At 68.5% G+C, this 24,577-nt stretch carries 18 protein-coding genes; 12 read left to right on the top strand and 6 right to left on the bottom strand.

Annotated features, from left to right (window positions below; translation table 11 throughout):
* Positions 1–24 precede the first annotated feature (24 nt).
* Positions 25–639, top strand: a complete 615-nt coding sequence (locus AB0F44_RS11190) for a nitroreductase family protein (RefSeq protein ID WP_357355356.1) — start codon at positions 25–27, stop codon at positions 637–639.
* Positions 640–2,802: 2,163 nt separating this feature from the next.
* Here the strand turns inward: AB0F44_RS11190 and ppgK are convergent.
* Positions 2,803–3,558 carry a polyphosphate--glucose phosphotransferase gene (gene ppgK / locus AB0F44_RS11195; protein ID WP_357355358.1) on the bottom strand — a complete coding sequence of 252 codons (756 nt, stop codon included), beginning with the start codon at positions 3,556–3,558 and terminating at the stop codon, positions 2,803–2,805.
* 88 nt (positions 3,559–3,646) lie between these two features.
* Here ppgK and AB0F44_RS11200 point away from each other — a divergent pair, with 88 nt between their 5' ends.
* Positions 3,647–5,068, top strand: coding sequence for a fatty acid desaturase (locus tag AB0F44_RS11200; RefSeq protein ID WP_357355360.1), 1,422 nt, complete (start codon positions 3,647–3,649; stop codon positions 5,066–5,068).
* A gap of 24 nt (positions 5,069–5,092) precedes the next feature.
* Here the strand turns inward: AB0F44_RS11200 and AB0F44_RS11205 are convergent, their stop codons facing one another.
* Positions 5,093–7,432 carry an MMPL family transporter gene (locus AB0F44_RS11205; RefSeq protein ID WP_357355362.1) on the bottom strand — a complete coding sequence of 780 codons (2,340 nt, stop codon included), beginning with the start codon at positions 7,430–7,432 and terminating at the stop codon, positions 5,093–5,095.
* A gap of 26 nt (positions 7,433–7,458) precedes the next feature.
* A complete protein-coding gene (locus AB0F44_RS11210) occupies positions 7,459–8,025 on the bottom strand; it encodes a TetR family transcriptional regulator (protein WP_357355364.1) in 567 nt (188 codons plus the stop codon).
* A gap of 122 nt (positions 8,026–8,147) precedes the next feature.
* Here AB0F44_RS11210 and AB0F44_RS11215 point away from each other — a divergent pair, with 122 nt between their 5' ends.
* From AB0F44_RS11215 to AB0F44_RS11240, 6 genes are all read left to right on the top strand, one after another.
* Positions 8,148–8,720: a TetR family transcriptional regulator gene (locus tag AB0F44_RS11215; RefSeq protein ID WP_350662779.1), complete on the top strand. Its 573-nt coding sequence runs from the start codon at positions 8,148–8,150 to the stop codon at positions 8,718–8,720.
* A gap of 61 nt (positions 8,721–8,781) precedes the next feature.
* Entirely contained in the window at positions 8,782–10,002 is a 1,221-nt protein-coding gene (locus AB0F44_RS11220) for a M15 family metallopeptidase (protein ID WP_357355366.1), read from the top strand.
* Between the two features lie 50 nt (positions 10,003–10,052).
* The gene (locus AB0F44_RS11225) at positions 10,053–12,005 is read left to right on the top strand and encodes a M13-type metalloendopeptidase (protein ID WP_357355368.1); all 1,953 of its coding nucleotides are present in this window, start codon (positions 10,053–10,055) and stop codon (positions 12,003–12,005) included.
* Between the two features lie 163 nt (positions 12,006–12,168).
* The gene (locus AB0F44_RS11230) at positions 12,169–13,854 is read left to right on the top strand and encodes a M4 family metallopeptidase (RefSeq protein WP_357355369.1); all 1,686 of its coding nucleotides are present in this window, start codon (positions 12,169–12,171) and stop codon (positions 13,852–13,854) included.
* Positions 13,855–14,255: 401 nt separating this feature from the next.
* Positions 14,256–15,899 carry an ABC-F family ATP-binding cassette domain-containing protein gene (locus AB0F44_RS11235; RefSeq protein WP_357355371.1) on the top strand — a complete coding sequence of 548 codons (1,644 nt, stop codon included), beginning with the start codon at positions 14,256–14,258 and terminating at the stop codon, positions 15,897–15,899.
* Positions 15,900–15,912: 13 nt separating this feature from the next.
* A complete protein-coding gene (locus AB0F44_RS11240; RefSeq protein WP_357355373.1) occupies positions 15,913–17,994 on the top strand; it encodes a DEAD/DEAH box helicase in 2,082 nt (693 codons plus the stop codon).
* Positions 17,995–18,000: 6 nt separating this feature from the next.
* Here AB0F44_RS11240 and AB0F44_RS11245 read toward each other — a convergent pair whose 3' ends face one another.
* Together AB0F44_RS11245 and AB0F44_RS11250 are read right to left on the bottom strand one after the other, a co-directional pair.
* Complete coding sequence (locus AB0F44_RS11245) at positions 18,001–18,693, bottom strand: response regulator transcription factor (RefSeq protein ID WP_357355375.1); 693 nt, start codon at positions 18,691–18,693, stop codon at positions 18,001–18,003.
* Positions 18,690–19,892 carry a histidine kinase gene (locus tag AB0F44_RS11250; RefSeq protein WP_357355377.1) on the bottom strand — a complete coding sequence of 401 codons (1,203 nt, stop codon included), beginning with the start codon at positions 19,890–19,892 and terminating at the stop codon, positions 18,690–18,692. Before AB0F44_RS11250 ends, AB0F44_RS11245 begins: the two co-directional genes overlap by 4 nt.
* 165 nt (positions 19,893–20,057) lie before the next feature.
* Between AB0F44_RS11250 and AB0F44_RS11255 the strand changes: the two genes are divergently transcribed.
* The 3 genes from AB0F44_RS11255 (at position 20,058) to AB0F44_RS11265 (ending at position 22,088) form a co-directional block, all read left to right on the top strand.
* A complete protein-coding gene (locus AB0F44_RS11255) occupies positions 20,058–20,363 on the top strand; it encodes a hypothetical protein (protein WP_357355379.1) in 306 nt (101 codons plus the stop codon).
* Positions 20,350–21,639, top strand: a complete 1,290-nt coding sequence (locus tag AB0F44_RS11260) for a cytochrome P450 (protein ID WP_357355381.1) — start codon at positions 20,350–20,352, stop codon at positions 21,637–21,639. The genes AB0F44_RS11255 and AB0F44_RS11260 overlap by 14 nt, the downstream gene beginning before the upstream one ends.
* Before the next feature lie 68 nt (positions 21,640–21,707).
* Positions 21,708–22,088, top strand: a complete 381-nt coding sequence (locus AB0F44_RS11265; RefSeq protein WP_357355383.1) for a hypothetical protein — start codon at positions 21,708–21,710, stop codon at positions 22,086–22,088.
* A 15-nt stretch (positions 22,089–22,103) separates the two neighbouring features.
* Here the strand turns inward: AB0F44_RS11265 and AB0F44_RS11270 are convergent, their stop codons facing one another.
* Positions 22,104–22,469, bottom strand: a complete 366-nt coding sequence (locus AB0F44_RS11270; protein WP_357355385.1) for a hypothetical protein — start codon at positions 22,467–22,469, stop codon at positions 22,104–22,106.
* A 380-nt stretch (positions 22,470–22,849) separates the two neighbouring features.
* On the opposite strand from AB0F44_RS11270, the gene AB0F44_RS11275 reads away from it, so the two are divergent.
* Positions 22,850–24,196, top strand: coding sequence for a hypothetical protein (locus tag AB0F44_RS11275; RefSeq protein ID WP_357355387.1), 1,347 nt, complete (start codon positions 22,850–22,852; stop codon positions 24,194–24,196).
* Positions 24,197–24,577: the final 381 nt, after the last annotated feature.

Here is a 24,577-nt window from a genome sequence, read left to right on the forward strand (position 1 = left end):
CGGTAGACATTGCAGAATAGGGGTATGACTGCCGCGAAGCGGGCGCCCCAGGCTGGCGCCGAGGACCTGACCGAGCACCTGCGTGACCGCTGGTCGGTGAGCGTCTTCGACCCGGCCCACGAGCTCGCCGACGCCGAGATCAGGCTGCTCCTCGAGGCGGCCCGGTGGGCGCCGAGCGCGGGCAACAGCCAGCCGTGGTCGTTCCTGGTCCTGCCCCGAGGATCGGCCGGGCATGCAACGTTCGTCAGCCACCTCTCGCGCGGCAACTCCGGCTGGGTGCCGCGGGCATCGGCCGTGTTCGTCGCGATCTCCCAGGTCGGGGTGGACCCGGACGGCAACGGCCCGAAGTGGTCGGACTACTCCCACTACGACCTCGGTCAGGCGGCCGCTCATCTCACCGTCCAGGCCGCCTCCCTCGGCCTCTCCTCCCACCAGTTCGCCGGGTTCGACCACGGTGCCGTGGCAGCGGCCTTCGGCGTACCGGACTGGTGGAAGGTGATGACCGGGATCGCGGTCGGACGCCACGGCGACCCCGCTGAGGTCGATCCTCGCGACGCCGAGCGCGAGGAGCGCGAGCGCGTCCGGCGGCCGCTCGAGGAGATCGCCTTCGCCGACAAATGGGGCACGCCCTGGGCGTGATGCCTCGTGCGTGCGTCCCAGAAGGCCATTAAAAAGGACGTACCCGACGGGGCATCGGTCTAAGGTTCGTGGGTGGAGAACGGTCAGGGAGCAGGTCGGCTCCGGCGCGTGACGGCAGGTCTGTTCGTGCTGGGGATGCTGGGCGCTGGGCTGGTGACGACGGCGCCGGCGGCCGTTGCGGCGCCCAACGACGGTGTCGGTGAGTCCTCTCGCACCCGCTACGTCCTCGATGAGAAGGCCAAGACCGTCAAGGTGAAGGCCGAGGTCACGGTCACCAACCAGCAGCCGAGCACGGCCACGACCTACTACTTCCTGACCGGTCACGCGATCCCGATCCCAGCAGGGGCGACGAAGGTCAAGGCGACCAGCAACGGCGCGAAGATGCCGGTGAGCACCGAGAAGATCAAGGGCACCGGTCTCGCGGTGGTGACGGTGTCCTTCCCGAACCTCTACTACGGCAAGTCGCGCACGATCACCTGGACGTACGAGCTGAAGGGCGCCCCGATCCGGGCGAAGAAGAACCACACCCGGATCGGCGAGGGGTACGCCGTCTTCCCCGTGATCGGCCTCGGTGACGACGGGCAGGTGACCGTCGACGTCGTGCTGCCGAAGTCGATGACGTTCACCGCATCCTCGGGCGACTTCACCAAGCGGACCAAGGGCAAGACGACGACCTGGCACTCCGAGGGCGACTTCGTCGACGCCGGCGTCTCCGCTCGCGACCCGAAGGCCTTCGACGAGAAGAAGATCAAGGTCGGCGACACGAAGCTGTCGCTGCAGAGCTTTCCCAAGGACAAGGAGTGGCTCGACTTCGCCGAGAAGCGGGTCACCGAGGGCATGCCGGTGCTGGAGGAGCTGATCGGCAACGAGTGGCCCGGTGGGCTGGAGACGATTCGTGAGGACGGTTCGGCGGAGGCGGTCGGCTACGCCTGGTTCGACTCCGACGCCGACGAGATCGTCGTCTCCGAGGACCTGGACACGGCGATCCTCTACCACGAGATGACCCACGCCTGGATCAACCCCGACATCGTCGAGGGCCGCTGGCTGAGCGAGGGCCTGACCGAGGTCGTCGCCCAGCACGCGACGAAGAAGGTCGGTGCCAAGGGGCAGAAGTACGACAAGGTGAAGCGTCGCAGCAAGGCCGCGTTCCCCCTCCTGACCTGGGATGCCGAGGGCTGGAGCCAGGAGAAGGATGCGTACGGCTATCCGGCCGCCTACACAGCCGTCTCAGCCATGCTCGCGGATCTCTCCGAAGAGGACCTGACCCATGTGGTCGACGACGTCTACGACGGCCGCACCGGTTACGACGCCGCCGATGACGAGATCACCAGCGGTCCGGTCGACTGGCGCCTCTTCCTCGACATCGTGCAGAGGTACGACACCGACGCCTCCCCGGAGAAGCCGCTGAAGAACTGGGTGCTCACCCGAGACGAGTCCAAGCAGCTCGAGCCCAGGGCCAAGGCCCGCAAGACGTACGCCGAGATCGACCGCGTCAACGGCGAGTGGCTGCCGCCGCTGGGACTCCGCGACGTCATGGCCGAGTGGACCTTCGAGGACGTGGACGGCGTGGTGGGCCTGATCGGTGAGGCGAACGCCGATGCCGCTGCGGTCCAGGAGGCGGCCGAGAAGGCCGATCTGCCGGTGCCGGCCGCGGCGAAGGAGGCCTACGAGGGCGCCAACGAGGACGACCGGTATCGCGAGCTCGCCACGACGCTGCCCCGCACCGCCGAGGTGATCACCGAGGTCGGTGAGGCGACGGCCGACGTCGAGGGGATGCAGAACCCGCTGACCGAGCTCGGCGAGCTGGTGCTGTTCCTCGACGTGGGCGCGGCCAGTGCGCGAGCCGACCTGAACAACGGCTATCTCGAGGACGCCTCGGCCACCGCGGCCGGCGTACGCGCCCGCGCGGACTGGGCGCTGGCCGTCGGGCTCGTCGCGCTGATCGTGCTCGTCGCCGGGGCGTACGCAGCGTTCCGGGTGCTTCGCAGCCCGTGGGCGCGGCGTCGACGCGAGGCTCGCCGGCTGCGGCGGTCGAACCGCAAGGCGTTCCTCGCCCAGGTCAAGCAGACGAAGCGCGCGGGTGCTCCGTGGGATCGACCCGCTCCGCCTCCGCCGCCAGTCGGCTGGCCACCAGGCGGTCCGCCACCAGGCGGTCCGCCGCAGTCAGTCGGTGGCGAGCTCTTCGGCGTAGAGCGCGGCCCCGACGGCCCCCGCGGTGTTGAGCAGTTTCGCCGGGATGATCTCGGTGTCCAGCTCGAGCAGCGGCAGGAATTCCGCCGCCTCCTTCGAGACCCCTCCGCCGACAAGGAATAGGTCGGGCGAGAAGAGCATCTCCAGGTGCTGGTAGTACCTCTGCAGCCGCTTGGCCCAGTGCTTCCAGGAGAGATCCTCGCGCTTGCGGGCGATGTTGGAGGCGCGGGTCTCGGCGTCGTGACCGTCGAGCTCGAGGTGGCCGAGCTCGGAGTTGGGCACGAGCACCCCGTCGTAGAGGAGTGCCGAGCCGATGCCGGTGCCGAGCGTGGTCATGATGACCAGCCCGCGGCGACCCTTCGCGGCGCCGTAGCGGACCTCGGCCAGGCCGGCGGCGTCGGCGTCGTTGACCACGTGGACGTCGCGCCCGGTGGCCGCGGTGAAGATCGCGTCCGCGTCGGCGCCGATCCAGGACTTGTCGATGTTGGCGGCGGAGTGGACCACCCCGTGACGTACGACGCCGGGGACGGTCACGCCGACCTTCCCGTCGTAGTCCGGGAACTGGGAGAGCAGGTCCACGAAGATCTCGGCGATGGCGTCGGGGGTGGAGCGTTCGGGTGTCGGGATGCGTACGCGTTCCTCGGCGAACTCGCCGGTCGCGAGATCGATCGGGGCACCCTTGATGCCCGTGCCGCCGAAGTCGATGCCGAAGGGCAGGCTCGTCGTCATGATCCCATCCTATTTACAACCCCGGACGTGACGTACGACACTTGACAGATACGCCCTGTTTGTCAATCAGGTGTCAAGGGGGACGACGATGGAGATCGCCAACAGCACGGTGCCCGACGGATCGACCGAACAGTGGCGCGACAAGAAGCGCTATCTCTGGTTGCTCGGCCTGGTGGTGCCACTCCTCGGGTTCATCGCGATCGGCGGCTGGCACCTCACCGACGTCGGCGCGTTCCTGTGGACCGGACCGATCATCATCCTGATCGTCGTCCCGGCGATCGACCTGTTCGCGGGGCTCGACCAGTCCAACCCGCCGGACGACATGATCGAGGCGCTGGAGAACGACAGGTACTACCGCTGGATCGTCTACTCCTACCTCCCGCTGCAGTACGCCGTCTTCATCGGCGGCATGGCCATCGCCGCCCACGGCGCCCTCGACGGTCACACCCTGAGCATCATCGACCGGGTCGGGCTGGCGATCTCGGTCGGCTGCATCGGCGGCATCGGCATCAACACCGCCCACGAGCTCGGCCACAAGCGTGAGGACGTCGAGCGCTGGCTCTCCAAGGTCGCGCTCGCGCAGAGCTTCTACGGCCACTTCTACATCGAGCACAACCGCGGCCACCACGTCCGCGTCGCGACCCCCGAGGACCCGGCCTCGGCCAAGGTCGGCGAGTCCTTCTACACCTTCTGGCCGCGCACGGTCTCGGGGTCGCTGAAGAGCGCGTGGAGGTTGGAGAAGAAGAGGTACGCCCGCCGCGACCAGCACCCGTTCCGGATCGGCAACGACGTACTCAACGCCTGGCTGATGTCCGCGGTGCTCTGGGGTGGGCTGATCGTGTGGCTCGGGCCGGTGGTGATCCCGTTCCTGCTGATCCAGGCCGTCGTGGGGTTCTCGCTGCTCGAGGTGATCAACTACATGGAGCACTACGGGATGCTGCGCCAGAAGGTCGGCCGGCGCTACGAGCGCGTCGACCCCAGCCACTCCTGGAACTCCAACAACATCGCCACCAACGTGCTGCTCTACCACCTGCAGCGCCACAGCGACCACCATGCCAACCCCGTACGCCGCTACCAGACCCTGCGCGACTACAAGGAGTCTCCGGTGCTGCCGACCGGCTATGCCGGGATGATCCTGCTCGCGATCCTGCCGCCGGTCTGGCGCCGCGTGATGGACCCCCGAGTGCTGGCGCACTTCGACGGCGACATGTCCCGGGCCAACATCCTGCCGCGCAAGCGGGACAGGATCCTGGCGAAGTATCCGCCGCTCGCCGCTGACCAGGCCGAGGCCGGCGACGACACCGTCGCCCAGGTCATCGCGGCCGAGGTGCTGGCCGCTCGCTGCCCCGGCTGCGGCTACACCTACCGCGTCGAGGAGGGCAACGAGGCCGAGGGCTTCGCGGCCGGGACTGCGTGGGCCGACGTACCCGACGACTGGTGCTGCCCCGACTGCGGCGTACGGGAGAAGGTCGACTTCGTGCCGCTGGCCTCGGACTCGGTCGAGTCCTAGGCCAGCGGCACGAGACGAAGTCCGTCAGCTCTTGACGAGCTCCGGCTCACGCGGCTTCTCGGCGTAGTGGTCGGCGAGGTAGTGCCGCTCCAGGCTCTCGCCCTCGACGTCGACGTTCGGGAGGATCCGGTCGAGCCACTTCGGCAGCCACCAGGCCTTCTCCTTCATGAGGTACATGAGGGTGGGGATCAGGAGCATCCGGACCACGAAGGCGTCGAAGATGACCGCGGCCGAGAGCGCGAAGCCCATCGACTTGATGATCGGGTCGTCCAACAGGATGAAGCCCGAGAAGACGGCGGTCATGATCAGCGCGGCGGCCGTGACGACCCGGGCCGAGTTGCGGAACCCGTCGACGACAGCCTCCTTGTACGAGGCGCCGTGGACGTGCGCCTCGCGGATCCGGGTCACCAGGAAGACCTGGTAGTCCATCGCCAGCCCGAACACCAGCCCGATCAGGAAGATCGGGATGAAGCTGACGATCGGCTGACCCTCGAAGATGCCGAAGGCGCCCTCCTGGAAGATCGCCACGGTCGCACCGAGGGTCGCCAGGACCGAGAGCAGGAAGCCGAGGGTCGCGGTCAGCGGCACCAGGATCGAGCGGAAGACGAGCATCAGCAGGATGAACGCCAGGCCGATCACGATCGCCAGGTAGGGCAGCAGCGCGTCGTTGAGCTTCTCGGAGATGTCGGACATGATCGCCGAGGTCCCGGTGACCGCGAGGTCGGTGCCGGTCTCCTTCTCCACGGCGGCCTCGCCGTCACGCAGCTCGGCGAGCAGGTCCTCGGTCTTCTCGTCGTCCGGGGCGGTCTCCGGCTCGATCAGGATGACCGCGCCGTTGTCGTTCCCCGAAGGCGGGATCACCTTGGCCACGCCGTCGAGGCCCGCGGCCCAGTCGGCGACGTCGGCGTAGGCCTGCTGCTTGGCCGCGGTGTCGCCGGACATGTCACGCGCGTCGACGACGAGCATCATCGGGTCGAGGCGCCCGGGGCCGAAGCCGTCGACGACCAGCTCGACCGCCTGGCGGCGCGAGCTGTCCTCGGGCGCGGTGCTGTCGCTCGGCATGCCGAGGTGGAGGTCCTTGAACGGGATCGCCAGGGCCCCGAGACCGATGACCGCGATCAGCACCCAGAGGATCGGCGCCTTGCCGATGAACCGGGCCCAACGGACACCGTTGTTGAGGATGCGACCGTTGGCCTCACGCTTGGGGTTGTAGCGACGTACGTTGAGGCCGAAGGCCTTCGACTTGAGCAGGCCGAGGATCGCCGGGAGCAGGGTCAGCGCGACCAGGACCGCGACGACGACGGTGACGGCGGCGCCCAGGCCCATGGCGGTCAGGAACGGGATCCCGACGACGCTGAGCGCGGCGAGCGCGATCACGACGGTCAGGCCGGCGAAGACGACCGCCGAGCCGGCGGTGCCGACGGCGACGCCGATGGCCTCCTCGCGATCGTCGGTGTGGTCGAGCTCGCTGCGATAGCGGGACAGGATGAACAGCGCGTAGTCGATCCCGACCGCCAGGCCGATCATCGTGGCGAGCAGCGGCGTGGTCGAGGAGACATCGGTGAACGCGGTCAGCGCGGTGATGCCCAGCGTTCCGATCGCGACGCCGACGCCTGCGGTGATGATCGGGAGGCCGGCAGCCACGAAGGAGCCGAAGGTGATCACCAGGATGAACAGGGCGATGATGATGCCGAACAGCTCGGAGCTCGCACTGCCCATCTCCTGGACCTGCATGCCCTGGCCGCGTACCTCGACCTGGAGGCCGTCCTTGTTGGCATCCTCGATGACGTCGGTGACCTCCTTCTGCATCTCAGGCGTCACCTCGGTCGCGTCGACGTCCTCGAACTCGGTCGAGATCAGCCCGATCCGGCCGTCCTCGGACAGCGTCGGCTGAGCCTGGAGCTGGCCGAGCAGCATCTGCTGCGCCTGCTGGGTCGTCACCGTCTGCCCGCTCTCGGCAGACATCGCCTTGGCGTACCCAGGGGCGGCAGCCTCGGCCTGTTCCGGGGTCCAGATGTAGGAGATCTGGTCCGGTACGTCATCGAGCGCGGCGAGGTTCTGGGCGAGCTCGGCCACGGCCTTCTGGTTCTCAGGCGTCGTGAGCGTTTCGCCCTCGGGAGCGGCGACGACGACCTCGATGGAGGCGGCGTCGAGCACCGAACCGCCCTCGGTGCCCATGATCTCGGGCAGGTCCTCGGCAGCCTCGACCGACTCGAGGCCGGGCATGGTGAAGGTGGTGGTCATGGGCTTGGACATCGTGGTCGCCACGGCGCCGATACCGATGATGGCGATCATCCAGACGGCGACGAAGACCGGCCACCGCCGGTAGGCGGTCTTTCCGAGTCGATAGAGCAGCTTGGCCATTTTCGGGGGTCCCCCTGGTCAGTGGTTCAGAACAGATCGACGAGGTCGTCGAAGATCCGGGTGAAGTGGTCGGCGACGGTGCCGGCCGAAGGATTGGCGAGGTAGGCGTCGAGCGAGGCGTTGAAGACCACGATCACGAGATGCAGGACGACGCCCGCGAGCTCGGGAGTCATCTGGTCGCCCTCACGCTCGGAGATGACCTCCGAGAAGTGAACGGCTATCTGCTCGAAGCGAGTGCGTGCCGCATCGAGTACCTGCCTGTCGGTGGCGAGGATGTGCCGGACGAGGACTAGCTCGTCGTGGTCGATGGGCTCGGCGTCGAGCACCGTACGCACCAGTGCGCCGAGGTCGCGGCCGACATGGCCGGTGGGGCCGCCGCCGAGGAAGGCCTCGAGCAGCTCCGGGTCCGGCTCCTGCTCGGGGCCGAGGACGGCGTCCATCTTGCTAGGGACGTGGTTGAACAACGTACGCCGCGAGACACCGACGCGGTCGGCGAGATGCTCCATGGTCCAGCCGTCGAAGCCGAACTCGTCGGTCATCTCGAGCGCGGCCCGGTGGATGGCCGCCGCGGTCTTGTTGAGCCCCCGCATCATGACGTTGCACTTTCTCTCACAGAGTGCATTCTTGCACTCCGGGGGTATTGGGTGCAAAACAATGTGGCCGGGTTCACCTGCGCCGTCATCCACGCGGAAGAGAGGCCGTAGACTTTGCCTTCATGGCGGCCGGCGTACCTGAAACCACCCGACAGCGGATCCTCGATGCCGCCGTCGAGATGACCACCGAGACCGGGTGGGCGAGCGTGACGATGTCCCGCATCGCCCAGCGGTGCGGGGTCAGCCGGCAGACGGTCTACAACGACATCGGCGCCAAGCCGGCCCTGGCGAAGTCGCTGATCCTGCGTGAGCTGGAGCAGTTCCTCGCGGTCGTGAGCACGGCCTTCGACCAGGAGGACGACTTCATCCGGGCGATCCGCCAGGCGACGTACGGCGTCCTCGACCGTGCCCAGGACAACAAGCTGCTGCATGCGGTCGTCTCGGCGACCCACGGTGCCGACACCGAGCTGCTGCCCTACCTCACCAGCCACAGCGAGGGACTGCTGGGCTACGCGACCGAGCTCATCCACGAGCACGTCGAGAAGTTCGAGCACGGGCTGACCGACGACCAGGCAGACACCGCCATCGAGATGACTGTGCGCGTCGTCCTCAGCCACGTCATGCAGCCCACCAAGTCACCCGACGAGACCGCCGACGACATCGCCTGGCTGATCTCGCGGGTCCTGAACGGCTGAGTTACCAGCGAGTTGGGTGCTGACCAGGCCTCGCCTAACCTTCCTGCGGGGAGGTAGATGGATGCGTAAGGTCTCGTGGAGAGCGGCTGCGGCAATCGGCGCGGTGCTCGTGGTGACCATGGCCGCTTGTGCGGGTGAGCCGTCGAAGCCGGCCTCGCCGAGCGGCAGTGGCAGCGGCAGTCCGAGCGCCAGCGGCGCCGCGAAGGACGAGAGCCCGGTCGCCGACCCGTCGCACGCCGTCGACATCCCCGGCAAGCGCGAGGGCACGCTGCACTCCACCGACCTGCTGATCCTCTCCGAGGACACCCTCTCCTCCAGCGACGTCAAGAAGATCCGCGGTCTCGACGGTGTCTCCGGCGTCGAGCAGATCTCGATGGCCCAGGTCAGCGTCGAGGGACGGCTGGTGAAGGTCGTCGCCGTCGATCCGTCGACCTACCGCAACTTCGCCCCCTTCCAGAGCGCCGACTCCGACGAGGTCTGGCAGCGCGTCGCAGGCGGTGAGGTGGCGATCGACCCCGAGCGACAGGACGAGCTCCCAGCCGACAAGGACGGGTTCGTGAGGCTGGGCTCCAAGAAGGACGCCACCTCGGTCCACGTCGGTGCCTACGCTCCCCAGCCTCCGGGCCTCGCCGCCGCCGTCGTCAACCACAAGTGGGGCGAGGAGATGGGCATGGAGAAGGGCAACGCGCTCATCGTCTCCACCGCCGCCATCGCCCCCAACCGGGTCGTCGAGCCCATCCAGAAGGTCGTCGGCTCCGACGCCTCCGTCCAGCGCCTCGACGTCGTCGCCCGCGCGGGCCTCGACCCCAACGCTCCCCAGAAGGCGTACGTCGTCGGCACCGTCGCCCAGGCCGTCGGCAATTACACCTACCGGGCCAACGGCGACGGCACCATCACCCCCGCCGCGAGCTGGGTGAGCTCCCACATCGTGACCGCCCAGGTGCCGATCCTCGGCTCGGTGACCTGCAACAAGGTGATGATCCCGCAGCTGCGCGCCGCCCTGCAGGAGGTCGTCGACCGCGGCTTGGCCAAGAAGATCAATCCGTCGCAGTACGCCGGCTGCTACTACCCCCGCTTCATCGCCAACACCACCCAGCTCTCCAACCACGCCTTCGGCACCGCCGTCGACCTCAACACCGCCGGCAACCAGCGCGGCACCGTCGGCGAGATGGACCGCACCGTCGTCGCCATCTTCGAGCGCTGGGGCTTCACCTGGGGCGGCAACTGGAAGTGGACCGACCCCATGCACTTCGAGATGAACCGCATCGTCAAACCGGGCTGATCCGGGGTTGTTGCTGACCTGCTTGGGACCTCGCATCTACGCTGGGGGGCGTGACGATCCTCGATGACGCCCGCCCGGGCATGGACGACAGCATTCGGCCGCAGGACGACCTGTTCGGGTTCGTCAACGGCACCTGGCTCCGGGAGGTCGAGATTCCGTCCGACCGGTCCAGCTGGGGGCCGTTCGTGATGCTCGCCGACCAGGCCGAGAAGGACGTACGCGCGATCATCGAGGAGCTTGCGGCCTCCGGCGGCGAGCCGGGCAGCGACGCCCAGAAGATCGGCGACCTCTTCGCGAGCTTCATGGACGTGGACGGGGTGGCGGCGCGCGGCGTACGTCCTCTTGATGGTCTGCGGGCCGCCGTGGACGGGCTCCGCGACGCGGACGACCTGGCGGCGTTCCTGGGCGAGGTCGAGCGGATCGGCGGCCACGGGCTGTTCGGGTCCTACGTCGACAACGACGACAAGCAGTCCGACCGCTACATCTTCAACCTGCTCCAGGGTGGCCTCGGCCTGCCCGACAAGGACTACTACTTCGACGAGAAGTTCGCCGAGGTGCTGGGGAAGTACGCCGACTACCTGACCCGCCTCTACGAGCTCGCCGAGCACCCTGACCCGCGTGCCGCCGCCGAGACGATCATCCGGATCGACACCCGCCTGGCCGAGGGCCACTGGGCGCGCGAGGAGACCCGCGACAAGCAGAAGACCTACAACCTGCTGACCCTCGCCGAGCTGCGCGAGCTGGCCCCCAACTTCAACTGGGATGCGTACGTCCGCAACCTCTCCGGCTCGAAGCTGACCACCGACGCGGTGCTCGGTGAGGTGGTCGTGCGGCAGCCGTCGTTCTTCTCCCACCTCTCGACCGTGCTCGGCGAGGTCGACATCGACGACTGGAAGTCGTGGCTCTACTTCCACGTGCTGCGCTGGGCGGCGCCCTACCTGACCGACGACTTCGTCGAGACCAACTTCGATTTCTACGGGCGCACCCTCAACGGCACTCCTGAGCTGCGCGAACGCTGGAAGCGCGGGGTGGCGATCGTGGAGGGCGCGATCGGTGAGGCGGTCGGCAAGGAGTACGCCGCGCGTCACTTCCCGCCCGAGGCGAAGGCGCAGATGGACGAGCTGGTCCACAACCTCCTCGAGGCCTACCGCAAGTCGATCTCCGAGCTCGACTGGATGGGCGAGGAGACCAAGGAGAAGGCGTACGAGAAGCTCGACAAGTTCACGCCGAAGATCGGCTACCCGTCGAAGTGGCGCGACTACTCGGCGCTGACAATCTCCAAGGACGATCTGATCGGCAACGTCTCGGCGGCCTCGGTCTTCGAGACCGACCGGCAGCTCGGCAAGCTCGGCAGCCCGGTGGACCGCGACGAGTGGTTCATGCTGCCGCAGACGGTCAACGCCTACTACAACCCCGGCACCAACGAGATCTGCTTCCCGGCCGGCATCCTGCAGCGTCCGTTCTTCGACAAGGACGCGCACCCGGCGGAGAACTACGGCGGCATCGGCGCGGTCATCGGTCACGAGGTCGGGCACGGCTTCGACGACCAGGGCGCGCAGTTCGACGGCGACGGCAACATGCAGGACTGGTGGTCGCCGGAGGACAAGGCGGCCTTCGAGGTGAAGACCAAGGCGCTCATCGCGCAGTACTCGGGGCTCTCGCCGCGGGACCTCCCGGGTGAGTTCGTCAACGGTGCGCTGACCGTCGGCGAGAACATCGGCGACCTGGGCGGCCTGACGATCGCGCACACTGCCTACATGCTCGCGACCGACGGTTCCGCCGGCGTCGGCGACCGGCAGCGGCTCTTCCTCAACTGGGCCTACGTGTGGCGTACGGTGCGACGCAAGGAGCAGGCGCAGCAGTACCTCACGATCGACCCGCACAGCCCGCCCGAGTTCCGTGCCAACATCGCCCGGAACCTTGACGAGTTCCACGAGGTTTTCGGCACCGCTCCCGGCGACGGACTGTGGCTCGATCCGGAGGACCGAGTACGCATCTGGTGATATGCCCCCGGGTGCGTTTGGTTAATTCTTGATAACGACGTAAACGAGTTACGCGGGGCGACCGCTTCATAAAGCTGCATTGCAGGAAATTGTTCGGTCGCGCACCCGATTCGGGTGGCAGGATCCGGTCCCAATCCTGGTCCTGATCTCGAGGAGTACCCCCATGCGTAGATTCGTTCGAGCGGCGGGCGCAACCACCGCTGCCGCTGTTGCAGGAACTGCCTTCATCGCCTCCTTCGGAAGCCCAGCCGGCGCCACCCCTGCCGGTTCCGCCTCCGCAATCACCCCGACGAGCATCACGCAGACGGGCCTGGCAGCCCAGCAGGTCATCGACGACGAGTCGATCGCGGACAAGGCGATCAGCGCGCTGACGAGCAAGCCGTCGACTTGGAAGGTCGGCGCCGGCCAGGAGCTCGAGCCCGTGGTGACCCTGAAGGACGCCAGCGGTGCCACCCACGTACGGATGAACCGGACGTACGAGGGCCTCGAGGTCGTCGGCGGCGACCTGGTCGCCCACCAGAGCAAGGCCGGAACGCTGACCTCGGTCTCCCAGGGGCTGACCAAGGTGCTCGACCTCTCGGTGAAGCCGGCAGTCACCGAGACGGCGGCCACCCAGGCGGCGCTGACCCTGGACGCTGTCACCAAGACGATCACCAAGCTCCAGGCCGACAAGAAGTACGCGCCCGAGCTCGTCGTCGACGCGGTCGAGGGCACCCCGACGCTGGCGTGGCGGGTGACCACCAAGGGCAAGCAGGCCGACGGCACCCCCTCTCGCCTCGCGACCTACGTCGACGCGGAGTCCGGCAAGGTGCTGCGCCGGGTCGAGGGCATCCACACCATCGATGGCGAGGGCAACACCCTCTACTCCGGGACCGTCCCGCTGCAGGTGAAGCAGAACGGCTCGACGTACGAGCTGCGTGACGAGACCCGTGGCGGCACCTACACGACCGACATGAACAACGCCCAGGACAGCGTCGTCTGCCAGATCATCGGGCTGGGCTGTGTGGCCGGGACGGTGGTCACCAGCCCGACCACGACCTTCGGCAACGGCTCCAACGACGACCGAGCGACCGCGGCGGCCGACGCGCAGTACGGCACCAACGTCACCTGGGACTACTTCAAGAACGTCCACGCGCGTGACGGCATCTTCGGCGACGGCTCGGGCTCGTACAACCGGGTCCACTACGGCAAGAACTACGTCAACGCCTTCTGGGACGGCGAGAAGATGACGTACGGCGACGGCGACGGTGTCGGCTATGGACCGCTGGTCTCGCTGGACGTCGCGGGCCACGAGATGACGCACGGTGTCACCGAGAACACCTCGGGTCTGGAGTACTCCGGCGAGTCCGGCGGGCTCAACGAGTCGACCTCGGACATCTTCGGCACGGCGGTCGAGTTCTACGCCGACAACGCCGAGGACCAGGGCGACTACCTGATCGGTGAGTCCTTCATCCTCGACGGCGGTGACCCGCTGCGCCGGATGGACAACCCGTCCTTCGACGGCAACTCGGTCAACTGCTGGTCGTCCTCGACCGGTGACCTCGACGTCCACTACTCCAGCGGTGTCGGCAACCACTTCTTCTACCTGCTCTCCGAGGGCTCGGGCACGAAGACGATCGGTGGGGTCGAGCACTCGAGCACGACCTGCGACGGCTCGACGATCACCGGCATCGGGCGCGACAAGGCGGAGAAGATCTGGTTCCGGGCCAACTCGACCTACTTCACCTCGACCACCGACTACGCGGGCGCTCGAGACGCGACCGTGAAGGCGGCCTCGGACCTCTACGGCGCCTCTAGCCCCGAGGTCACGGCCGTCGAGGCGGCGTGGACCGCGGTCTCGGTGAGCTGATCTCGCCACACTGACAACAGAGTCGTGCGACGGCGTCGTTTTCCTATCGGAGGCGGCGCCGTCGACCGCTTTGGGTAACTAAAGTACGAATTCGGGCGTGTGGTTATGCCGGTTCGGCGATTGGACGCATACTGGAGATGCCGGGCCGGTTCTGCGGGTCCCCGTGGGGGAGGACCAACAGCGCCGGCTCGGCGTTTGCCTGTGCGCTCGGTGAATAACGGTTCGCGTGGACGGGTCGTCGCTGTCTACCCTGGAGGCATGTACCCAGGCATCGCCTTCATGCGCCTGCGCCCCGTCGCCTGACGGCGGCGCTGCGAGGCATACTCACGCCGCTGTCCGGCCATGCCGGGTAGCTGCTCTCGCTTTCCCGGCTCCCGTATGCGAGCTGGAAGTTCACTTTCGTGTCTGTACAGACCCACCACACCTCGGCCCATCTGCGCGCCGAGGACATCTCCGTCACCCGTGGCGGTCGCCCCGTTCTGCGCGGCGTCTCCCTGACCGTCTCCGCCGCCAACCGGTCCCGGTTGGCCATCGTCGGTGAGAACGGCCGCGGCAAGACCACGCTGCTCCACGTCCTCTCCGGACTGCTCGATCCCGACTCCGGCCGGGTTCAGCGGCACGGCAGTCTGGGGATCGCGCAGCAAGCCCTCGAGGTTTGTCCTGGGGACACAGTCGGCACCCTCACCTCCGCCGCTCTGGCTGAGTCGCACTCCGCGCTCCGCGCACTCGATGAGGCTGCCGCTGCGTTGTCGGACGATCCGTCGGACTCCGGCGGGAGGTACGCCGCCGCGCTGGAGCGCGCGACCACGCTGGACGCCTGGGACGCCGATCGCCGGGTCCAGATCGCTCTGGAGGCACTCGGTGCGTGCACCGATCACGGACGAGAGCTGGCGACGCTGTCGGTCGGCCAGCGCTACCGGGTGCGGCTGGCGTGTCTGCTCGGGGCGCACCATGACCTCCTCGTGCTCGACGAGCCGACCAATCACCTCGACGCGTCGGGGCTGGCGTTCCTGACCGAGCGGGTCCGGGCTCATGCCGGTGGCGTCGTGCTCGTCTCCCACGACCGCGCGCTGCTGCGCGACGTCGGCGAGGAGTTCCTCGACCTGGATCCGAGCGAGGACGGCCGGCCCCGGACGTACGCCGGCGGTTACCAGGGTTGGCAAGAAGGCCGGCGGCGCGACCGGGAGCGCTGGGAGCAGGACTACGCGGCTCAGCAGGAGGAGCACCGGCGACTGCAGGACTCGGTCTCGGCGGCGAGGGACCGGCTGAGCACCGGCTGGCGCCCGCCGAAGGGCGCTGGGAAGCACCAGCGACAGACCCGGGCGCCCGGCCTGGTGCGCTCCTTCAACCGTGACCTCGCGGCGCTCGACGCGCACCGTATCTCCGTGCCGGAGCCGCCGATGTCGTTGCGGTTTCCGGAGCTGTCCTCAAATGTCGGAAGCACGCTGCTGCGGTGCGAGGACGTACGCGTGCCCGGGCGGCTGTCCGGGCCTGTCTCTTTCGCCCTCGACGGCGGCGAGCGGCTCGTCGTCACCGGTCCGAACGGGGCGGGCAAGTCGACGTTGCTGCAGGTGCTGGGTGGTGTACTTCCGCCGTCCGAGGGGTCGGTGTGGACATCCTCGGGGGCGCGGGTTGCCCTCGTCGGTCAGGAGGAGCCGGAGTGGGCGCCTGGTCTGACGGCGGCGGAGGTCTACTCCCAGCACTGTGGGCAGCTGGTCGCCGCCGGGGTGGTGCCGGAGCGGGCGATCCCCTCGCTCCGGTCGACCGGACTGGTGGACGCCGAGGCGCGGCGTACGCCTGCGTCGCTGCTGTCCCAAGGGCAGCAGCGACGGCTCGAGCTGGCGCTGCGGCTGGCCTCGCTACCGCATCTGCTGATCCTGGACGAGCCCACCAACCATCTCTCGGCCGGGCTGGTCGACGAGCTGACGGTGGCGTTGCGCGCGACGCCGGCCGCGGTGGTGGTGGCTACTCACGACCGTCAGATGCTGAGCGACCTGGCGGACTGGCCCCGGCTGCTGTTGGGCGACTCTGTCGGAGGTGCCTGATAGACCTGTGGTCATGACTGATCCGGCTGGTGACGTACGTTCTCGTGCTGAGGCGCATCTGCGGGCCCTCGTGGGCCGGGATGACGCCACGCTGCGTGAGGACCAGTGGTCGGCGATCTCGGCGCTCGCCGTCGAGCGTCGCCGGGCATTGGTCGTGCAGAAGACCGGTTGGGGGAAGTCGGCGGTCTATTTCGTGGCGACGCTGCTGCTCCGTGAGGCCGGTCTCGGGCCGACCGTGATCGTCTCGCCGCTGCTCGCACTGATGCGCAACCAGATCGCGGCGGCGCAGCGGGCCGGGATCCGGGCGGTGACGATCAACTCGACCAACCCCGAGGACTGGGTCTCGATCGAGGAGGCCATCCACGCTGGCGAGGTGGACGTTCTGCTGGTCTCCCCCGAGCGGCTCAACAACCCGAAGTTCCGCGACGCGGTGCTGCCTCGGCTGGCCGCCGAATGTGGCCTGCTGGTGGTCGACGAGGCCCACTGCATCTCCGACTGGGGCCACGACTTCCGGCCCGACTACCGCCGGATCCGTACGCTGCTGGCCGACCTCCCCGACGGGATCCCGGTGCTCGCGACGACCGCGACCGCCAACTCTCGGGTGACCTCGGATGTCGCCGAGCAGATGGGCGAGGGCGTCCTGGTGCTGCGCGGCTCGCTGGACCGGGAGTCGCTGCGGCTCGGGGTGGTCAATTTGAAGACCCCCGAGCAGCGGCTGGCCTGGCTCTCCGACCACCTCTCCGAGCAGCCCGGGTCGGGCATCGTCTACTGCCTGACCGTCGCCGCGACCGAGGAGATCGCCGACTATCTGCGCTCGCGCGGTCATGACGTGGCCGCCTACTCGGGGCGTACGGAGGCGGCCGAACGGGCCGACCTGGAGGAGTCGCTGGCCGCCGGGAAGGTCAAGGCGCTGGTGGCGACCTCGGCGCTCGGGATGGGCTTCGACGCGACCCTCGGGTTCGTGGTCAACATGGGCGCGCCCTCCTCGCCCGTCTCCTACTACCAGCAGGTCGGCCGGGCCGGGCGTGGCACTTCCGACGCCTCCGTCGTGCTGCTCCCTGGCATCGAGGACCGCGACATCTGGGCCTACTTCGCCTCGTTGGCGTTCCCTCGTGAAGAGCAGGTGCGCCGGACCCTGGGCGTCCTGGCGGCGGGCCGGGCCTTGTCGACACAGGCGTTGGAGACGTACGTCGACCTGTCGCGGTCACGCCTGGAGCAGATGCTCAAGGTGCTCGACGTCGACGGCGCCGCCCGCCGCGTCGGTGGTGGCTGGGAGGCGACCGGTGTCCCGTGGGACTACGACGCGGAGCGGTATGCACGGGTCGCCGAGGCCCGGCGCCGCGAGCAGGACGCGATGCTCGCCTACATCTCGACCGACCAGTGCCGGATGCGCTTCCTGCGCGAGCAGCTCGACGATCCTGGCGCCGTCGACTGCGGCCGGTGCGACAACTGCGGTGGCTTCGCGGTGACCTCGTCGGTCTCCGAGGGTGCGGTCGAGGAGGCTTCGGCCCGGCTGTCGCGCCCCGGGGTGGTCGTGGAGCCGAAGAAGATGTGGCCCACCGGCCTCGACCGGCTCGGCATCTCGCTCAAGGGCAAGATCAAGGACGGTCCGCTCGAGGGGCGCGCGGTCGCGCGACTGACCGACCTCGGCTACGGCCAGGCGCTGCGCGACCTCTTCCGCGAACCCGCGCAGGACGGCCCGGTCCCGGTGCCGCTGGTGAAGGCAGTCGTCGAGGTCCTGGGCGACTGGCGTCCTCAGGTCGGCGGCATCGTCTATGTCGAGTCGGCCACCCGCCCCACCCTGACCCGCGACTTCGCCGAAGGCCTCTCCCGCTATCTCCGCGTCCCAGTCCTCGGCTCGTGGGCCATCGTCGACCCCGACGTCGCTCCCGGCCAGGGCGCCTCCAACTCCGCCCAGCGAGTCGCCGCCATCGGCCGTCGCTTCTCGCTCCACGCCGACATGCCGCCCAGTGCCGACGTACTCCTCATCGACGACCGCATCGCGACCGGCTGGACCGTCACCCTCGCCTCCCGAGCCCTCCTCGACGCGGGCGCCGGCTCGGTGAGTCCGTTGGTGCTGGCGACGACGACGTAGGGCCCCTCAGGTCGCCGGCCGGACGATGCCGTGGTCGTACGCGAAGACGATGGCGGCGGCGCGGTCGCGGAGGTCGAGCTTGGCGAAGATGCGGCCGATGTGGGACTTGACGGTGAGCTCGGAGATGACGAGCCGCTCGGCGATCTCGGAGTTGGTCCAGCCGGAGGCGAGGCCGCGGAGGACCTCGAGCTCGCGGTCGGTGAGCTCGGAGACCTCGACGGCGCTCGACGCCGGGGCGACGGCGGAGCGGTAGGTGGCCAGGACGCGGCCGGTGATGGCGGGGTCGAGCCAGGCGTCGCCGAGTGCGACGGAGCGTACGGCCATGACCAGCTCCTCGGCGGGCGAGTCCTTGAGGATGAAGCCGGCGGCGCCGGCGCGAAGGGCGCCGGAGACGAGCTCGTCCTCGTCGAACGTGGTCAGCACCAGCACCGGCGGCGCCGATGGCAGCGCCCGCACCAGCCCGGTCGCTGTGATCCCGTCGACCTGCCGCATCCGGAGATCCATGACCACGACGTCGGCCGGGTTGGCCTCGAGAGCCGCGACCACCTCCGAGCCGTCGCCGCACTCGGCGACGATCTCCAGCCCGTCGCGCCGCCGAAGGATGCGGCGCAGGCCGCTGCGTACGAGCTCCTGGTCGTCGACCACGACCACCCGGATCGGCAACGCTGTGTTGCTGGCGGCGGGGTTGACCGGCGTCATGCGAGGGCCTTGCGTACGAGACAGTGCGATGGGATCACCAGGTCAACCTTCCACATCGACTCCTCGGCCCCCGCCGACAACCGGCCGCGGAGCTGCTCGGCGCGGGCCGTCATGCCGGCTAGCCCGGATCCCTCGCCGATCCCGCGCCGGGTGCCGACGAGCGGATTCTGCACGGAGAGACGTACGCCGTCGGCGACCGCCAACGAGACCGAGACCGGTGCGCCGGGAGCATGCCGGATGGCGTTGGCGAGCGACTCCTGCAGGATCCGGTAGATGCCCAGCCCGACCCCGGCATCGATGCGGGAGAGGTCGCCGGAGGACGAGAACGTGATCGCCTGGCCCGCGCTGCGGCCCTCCTCCACCAGCCGGACCACGTCCGCGGCGCCGGGGAGCGGCGCGGTGCCGGCACCGGTGGTGGAGAGCGCCCCGATCGTACGCCGGATCTCGGCCATCGCCCGGCGCCCGACGGCCTCCGCCTCGGTGAGCGCGGACACCGCCTCGTCCGGCTCGTCGCCCTCGGCGACGGAGCGCCGCGCCGCGGTGAGGTGCAGCAGGGTGATCGAGAGCGAGTGCCCCACCAGGTCGTGGATCTCGCGGGCGATCCGGATGCGCTCGGCCTCGGTCGCTCGCGCGTGCTCCTGCGACCGCGCCTGCCGCTCGGCCCGCAGCGCCCGCATCTGGGCGAGGATCAGCAGGCCGAGGATCCAGCCGACGAAGAGCAGCAGGAAGTGGACCCCTACGCCGCTGGGTGTGTCGGAGGCGAAGATCCCCATCACCACGGCCGACGCGATCGCGTAGAGAGTTCCGGTCCGGAAGCCTTCACGGACGACCATCTCGAGAGTCAGCGGGACCAGCACCGCCGGCGCGAAGTCGTGCTGCGGCCAGAACGCGGAGGCGGGCTGCGACATCAGCCAGGCCGACCCGGCCAAGGTCGGTACGAGGTCGACGGCCCACATGTGGTTCTTGAGCCACTCGCCGGTGTTCGGGATGAAGAAGATGCTCAGCGACGGGACGACGATGACCAGGCCCGCCATGACCATGTCACCGGCGGCCTCGCGTTGGAGCACCGCGACGGTGACCATCGCGAGGAGCCCGAAGGCCGACAGCAGCGGCGCCCACCAGGGGATGTCGAGACCCTTGCTGCGGCAGCGCCGTTCCAGGAAGTCACGCACATCGCGAGCCGAGTCCTGGACACTCATGCCGCCCAGTCTAGAAACGCTGGAGTCGCGTCGCATCCGACCACGGCAGGCGGTCGCACTCCTACCAGGGTAGGAAGGCAGGTGCCTGCCAGCGGCCGATGTGCCGAGGTGTCTCCGCTCCGTAGCGTCGAAACCATCCCGACGACAACGGAGACGGTGAGGACAATGACGTGGACGCAGACCCATGAGCGCTACCGGCTGCTGAACGAGGCGGAGACGGAGCTGCGATCCGGCTTCGCGCGCCGGCTGCCGTGGTCACCGGCCTATGCCGACGCCTTCGGCACCCCGGAGCGGCTGGCTCAGGCACTCCGGCACCGGTGGCGGATCCGGTTCCAGGCTCAGCTCGACCCGACGCTGTCGCAGGAGGAGTACGAGGCGACCTTCGCAGACCTGCTGGCCGACCTGGCCCCGCTGATGGGCCGGATCGGTACCCACGAGTTCCGCGAGGAGCTGGCCGATGCCTCGGCTTGAACAGTCACTGATCGAGAGGCCGAGGTCGTACGCCCGCTGGGCTCTCTCCCAGGGCATCAACCGAGCGGTGCTGAGCTTCGCGTCGAGGCGCGGCGACCCGCTCGCCGAGCTGATGTGGTCGCGGGACGTACCGGACTACGGCCGCCTGCGAGCCCGCGACCCGATCCACATCAACCCGTTCATGGCCGGCACGGTGTCGTACGCCGCCGCCAACGAGATCCTGCGCAGCAGCGACTTCGGCGTCGGTGACGGCCAGGGCGAGCTGCCCGTGCCGCTGCGGTGGCTGCTCGGCAAGGTGAGTGCGCCCGACGCCCTCGGCCCGGTCGACCCGCCGTCGATGCTCGCCGTCGACCCACCGCTGCACACCCGCTACCGCAAGCACGTCTCAAAGGCGTTCACTGCCCGTCGGATCAGCTCGATGGCCGAGATGGTCACCGCGGTCGCCGGCGACCTGCTCGACGAGATTGACCCGCGCGAGGGGCCGGTCGACATCATCGAGGAGTACGCCGCGAAGCTCCCGATCGCCGTCATCGCCGAGCTGTTGGAGGTGCCTGCCGCGGATCGGGCAGACATCCTGCGCTGGGGCGACCAGGCCGCCGCCATCCTCGATCCGGGGTTGTCGTGGCGCGACTACGCCCAGGTCGAGACCGCGATGCGGTCGCTGCACCATTGGTTCGAGGACCACGTACGCCGCCTCCGCTCCGACCCCGGCGACGACCTCCTCAGCGCGCTTGTGATCGCCGGCGACCTCGACGACATCGAGCTCCACGCCCTCGGCCTTCTGCTTTTGGCGGCCGGCTTCGAGACCACCGTCAACCTGCTCGGCAACGCGGTCGCGGCCCTGGATGCCCACCCGGATCAGCGCTCCCTAGTGCTGGCGGACCCGTCTCTGTTCGACGGCGTCATCGAAGAGACCCTGCGCTGGGACCCGCCCGTCATGGCCACCGTCCGCGAGGCCTACGCCGCGACGAGCGTGGCGGGCGTGGACCTCGCCAAAGGCACCGCCGTCGCCGTCGTCCTCGGCGGCGCCAACCGCGACCCGTCAGTGTTCGAGGACCCCGACACGTACGACATCACCCGCCCCAACGCCGACCAGCACCTCTCCTTCTCCGCCGGCGCCCACTTCTGCCTAGGCGCCAGCCTCGCCCGCCTCGAGACCCGCGTAGGCCTCCGCATGCTGTTCGAGCGCTTCCCCACACTGCACGTCACAGGCCAAGCCGTACGCCGCCCCACCCGCATCCTCCGCGGCTACGCATCCCTGCCCGTCGCCCTGTGAGCCGTGGTGTACTACTCCTACTGAGGCACCCGCCGGGGGTGCGTACGGAAGCCTCGGGAGGGCGGACCATGGGTAACGGCGACGAGCTCACCGTTGACTACGACAATCTGAACAAGGTCCATCGGGACCTCGAGGAGCAGAAGGGTCTGGTTCAGAGCCTCGACCTTGGGCGCGCCCCGGCAGCGAGCGCCTTCGGTGGTTCAGCCAAGGGTGAGTGGCTCGCCAATGCGGTGATCAAGGGTCACGAGAACATCGGCAAGGCGAAGAAGGAGACCGTCGAGGGTCTGGAGAAGTACGCCAGCGCCGTCGACGACGCCATCCACGACATCGCTGCGACCGACGAGGGCGCAGCCATCGTCGCCAAGAAGATGGCTGAGGCCCTAGCCGTGATGAGCAACCCGCTCGTGATCTTCAGCAGGGAAATCGGTGGCAAGATCCCGATGATCTGACGAGATCAGCCTGGCTCAAAGAGCCTTGTATGTCGGCATGATCTCGGCGATCAGCGCCTCGGCGCCCTTGCGGTCGATGTCCGACTTCGTGAACCGCCAGGTGACTGTCACGCTGTGATCGCCTCCGGGGACCACGGTTCCGTAGTGATCCTCCCACTCGTGCCCGGTATCGCCTTGGAAGTGATAGAAGGTCGACCCGTTGATCGTCTCGTTCGGCAGGCGCTTCAGATTCTGAACGTCATCTGCCAGGGCCTTCTCCTCGAGGGCTGCGAGAGCGTCAACAGCCGCTTCGTCGTCTCCCTCGCCCGCATGTACGCCGCCCTGGAGGATTGCTGCGCCGGGCGAGATCCCGATGGCATCCTCCGGCGCACGCATGCTCAACGAAAGATCACCGCTGGACCTGATGTTCCAGTTCGCGGGAACCTGCAGCTGCGCTACCTCTACCGATGCGACCTGCCAATCAGCCGGAACCTCCGGACCGCTTGACCCGGACGGCTCTGTCGTCGCCGATCCCGATACGTCAGTGGTCGGCTCTGTGGTGGGCGTGTCATTTCCGCACCCGGCGATACCAGTCGCGGTGACCAGGGTCAGAGCGGCGATCGCGATCGCCCGAGACGTCCTCATGTGACCGCACTCTAGGGCAACTGATGAACGACGGTGACGACCTGGTCGGATGTGTTGTCTAATGGGATCGCGGGGCGATCGGACCCCTTGTCTCGAACGCTCGGGGAGGAAAGCGCGTGTCAACACGAGGCCCATGGATGGAACGTCTTCGGACCTACGTCTCCGGAGCGGACCCGTCCACGATCGACATGCTGATCGATAGTTGGAGAGAGGCGGAGCGCCAGTTCCGCACGTCTGGATCGGTGCTCGTCCAGAGCGGGAAGGCTGCAGAGGACGGTTTCTCGGCGGCGTCGATGTCAGGTCAAGCCGCTCGTCGCAACATGGAGGCTTCGGGCAACAAGACGACTGACAAGAGCGAAGTGATCAAAGCAGCCGTCGAGGCGATGCAGGACGTACGAGCAAAGATCACCACCGCGATGCGCGAGTACGCCAGGCTCGAGGCAACCCTGCCTGCGACCCATGGTGCCGCGCCAAATGCATCCGATCCGAAGTACGCCCAGTCTGGGACAGGAGTAGACGCAGCTCAGGCGACGGAGAACCAGAAGGCCCTCCAGGCTGATCGTGCCGCCCACGCCGCGCGGGAGGCCGCGATCGCCGATGCGGAGCGGGCCGCTGCGCAGCAGGTGCAGGACGTCGACACTTCGGTTGACGATGCTGAGCCGAAGGTCCGGGCTCTCTATGACGATGGCAGCGGTTCTGATCCGGTTCCTGCCGGCAGTTCGGGTTCTCCCGGGTCGGCGAGTCAGGTAGCGGCCGCAGAGGCCCGCATGGCGAAGTACAACTCCGGCACCCTCTACCCCGACGGCTGGGGCCACGAGCTGATCGCTCAGGAGAAGGCCAACATCGAGGCGCACAAGGCCGAGAACAAGCCCGAGTGGAACGGCACCGAGTGGATCAACGCCGACGGCACCCCGGCGCCCTCGACGTCATACGCGATGGTCGAGACCGCTGACGGCCTCGCGCCGCTCGCTGGCGGCACGGGCGGCATGTCCGCCCTCGCGATCGCCGGTGGCGGAGCCCTGCTCGGCGCCGGCGTGGCCAAGGCGATCGCCAACAAGCTCTCCGCTGGTGCGTCCGCGAAGGCAGCAACTGCCGGCGCTGCGTCGAGGTCAGCCGCTGCCCGGTCCGCAGCCGCCAGGGCTGGCACTGCCGGTGCCCGCGCGGGAGCCGGCGCAGGTGCTGGTGCAGGTGCTCGTGGCGCTGGTGCTCGTGGCACGGGAGCGGGCGCACGCGGCACCGGTGCTGGAGGACGTGGTGCCGGCCGGGGCGGTGCGGGTGGCCGTGGCGGAGCCAGCGCGGCGGGTGGCCGCGGCGCCAAGAAGCGGGACCAGAACGGCAGTCAGAACCAAGAGTGGGAAGCCGACTACACCGACGACTGGACCGAGACCGCAAGCGATGTCCTGGACCCCAACGCATCCCGTGGCTGGGTCCCGAACGCACCGCAGGGCGACGACTCCGGCGACGAGAAGAGCCGTCGCAACTAGCAGGTTTCGCCGTGCTGCACTCGGTGCTGGCTCGATCTCCAAGGGTCGGCCAGCGCCGTGACTTGCGACGGTTGAGTGGCGACGACCGAGCTCACCCCCACCTCAGGTAGGAAGTGCCCGCAAACGTCGTGGCCGGTCCGCCCCGTCGCGGTGGCCGCGACAGCCGCAGGGATAAAGGGCTTCACCGCGATCGGCCAAGGAGCGCGCCTGGACGGGACTGTGGCGTCGTCGCGGCGGCGTGGTCGTTCCAGGGCTCCGGCAAGAATGACCTGATGGTGGTCTGACCCAGCGAGGTACTACGCTGTACTGCCATTTGAGATCAAGGCTGGTCGTCCGCGCTCACGAGCTAACTCGCCACGCGAGAGCCACCCCGACAATAAC

The organism is Nocardioides sp. NPDC023903, assembly GCF_040639295.1.
Classification (GTDB): Bacteria; Actinomycetota; Actinomycetes; order Propionibacteriales; family Nocardioidaceae; genus Nocardioides.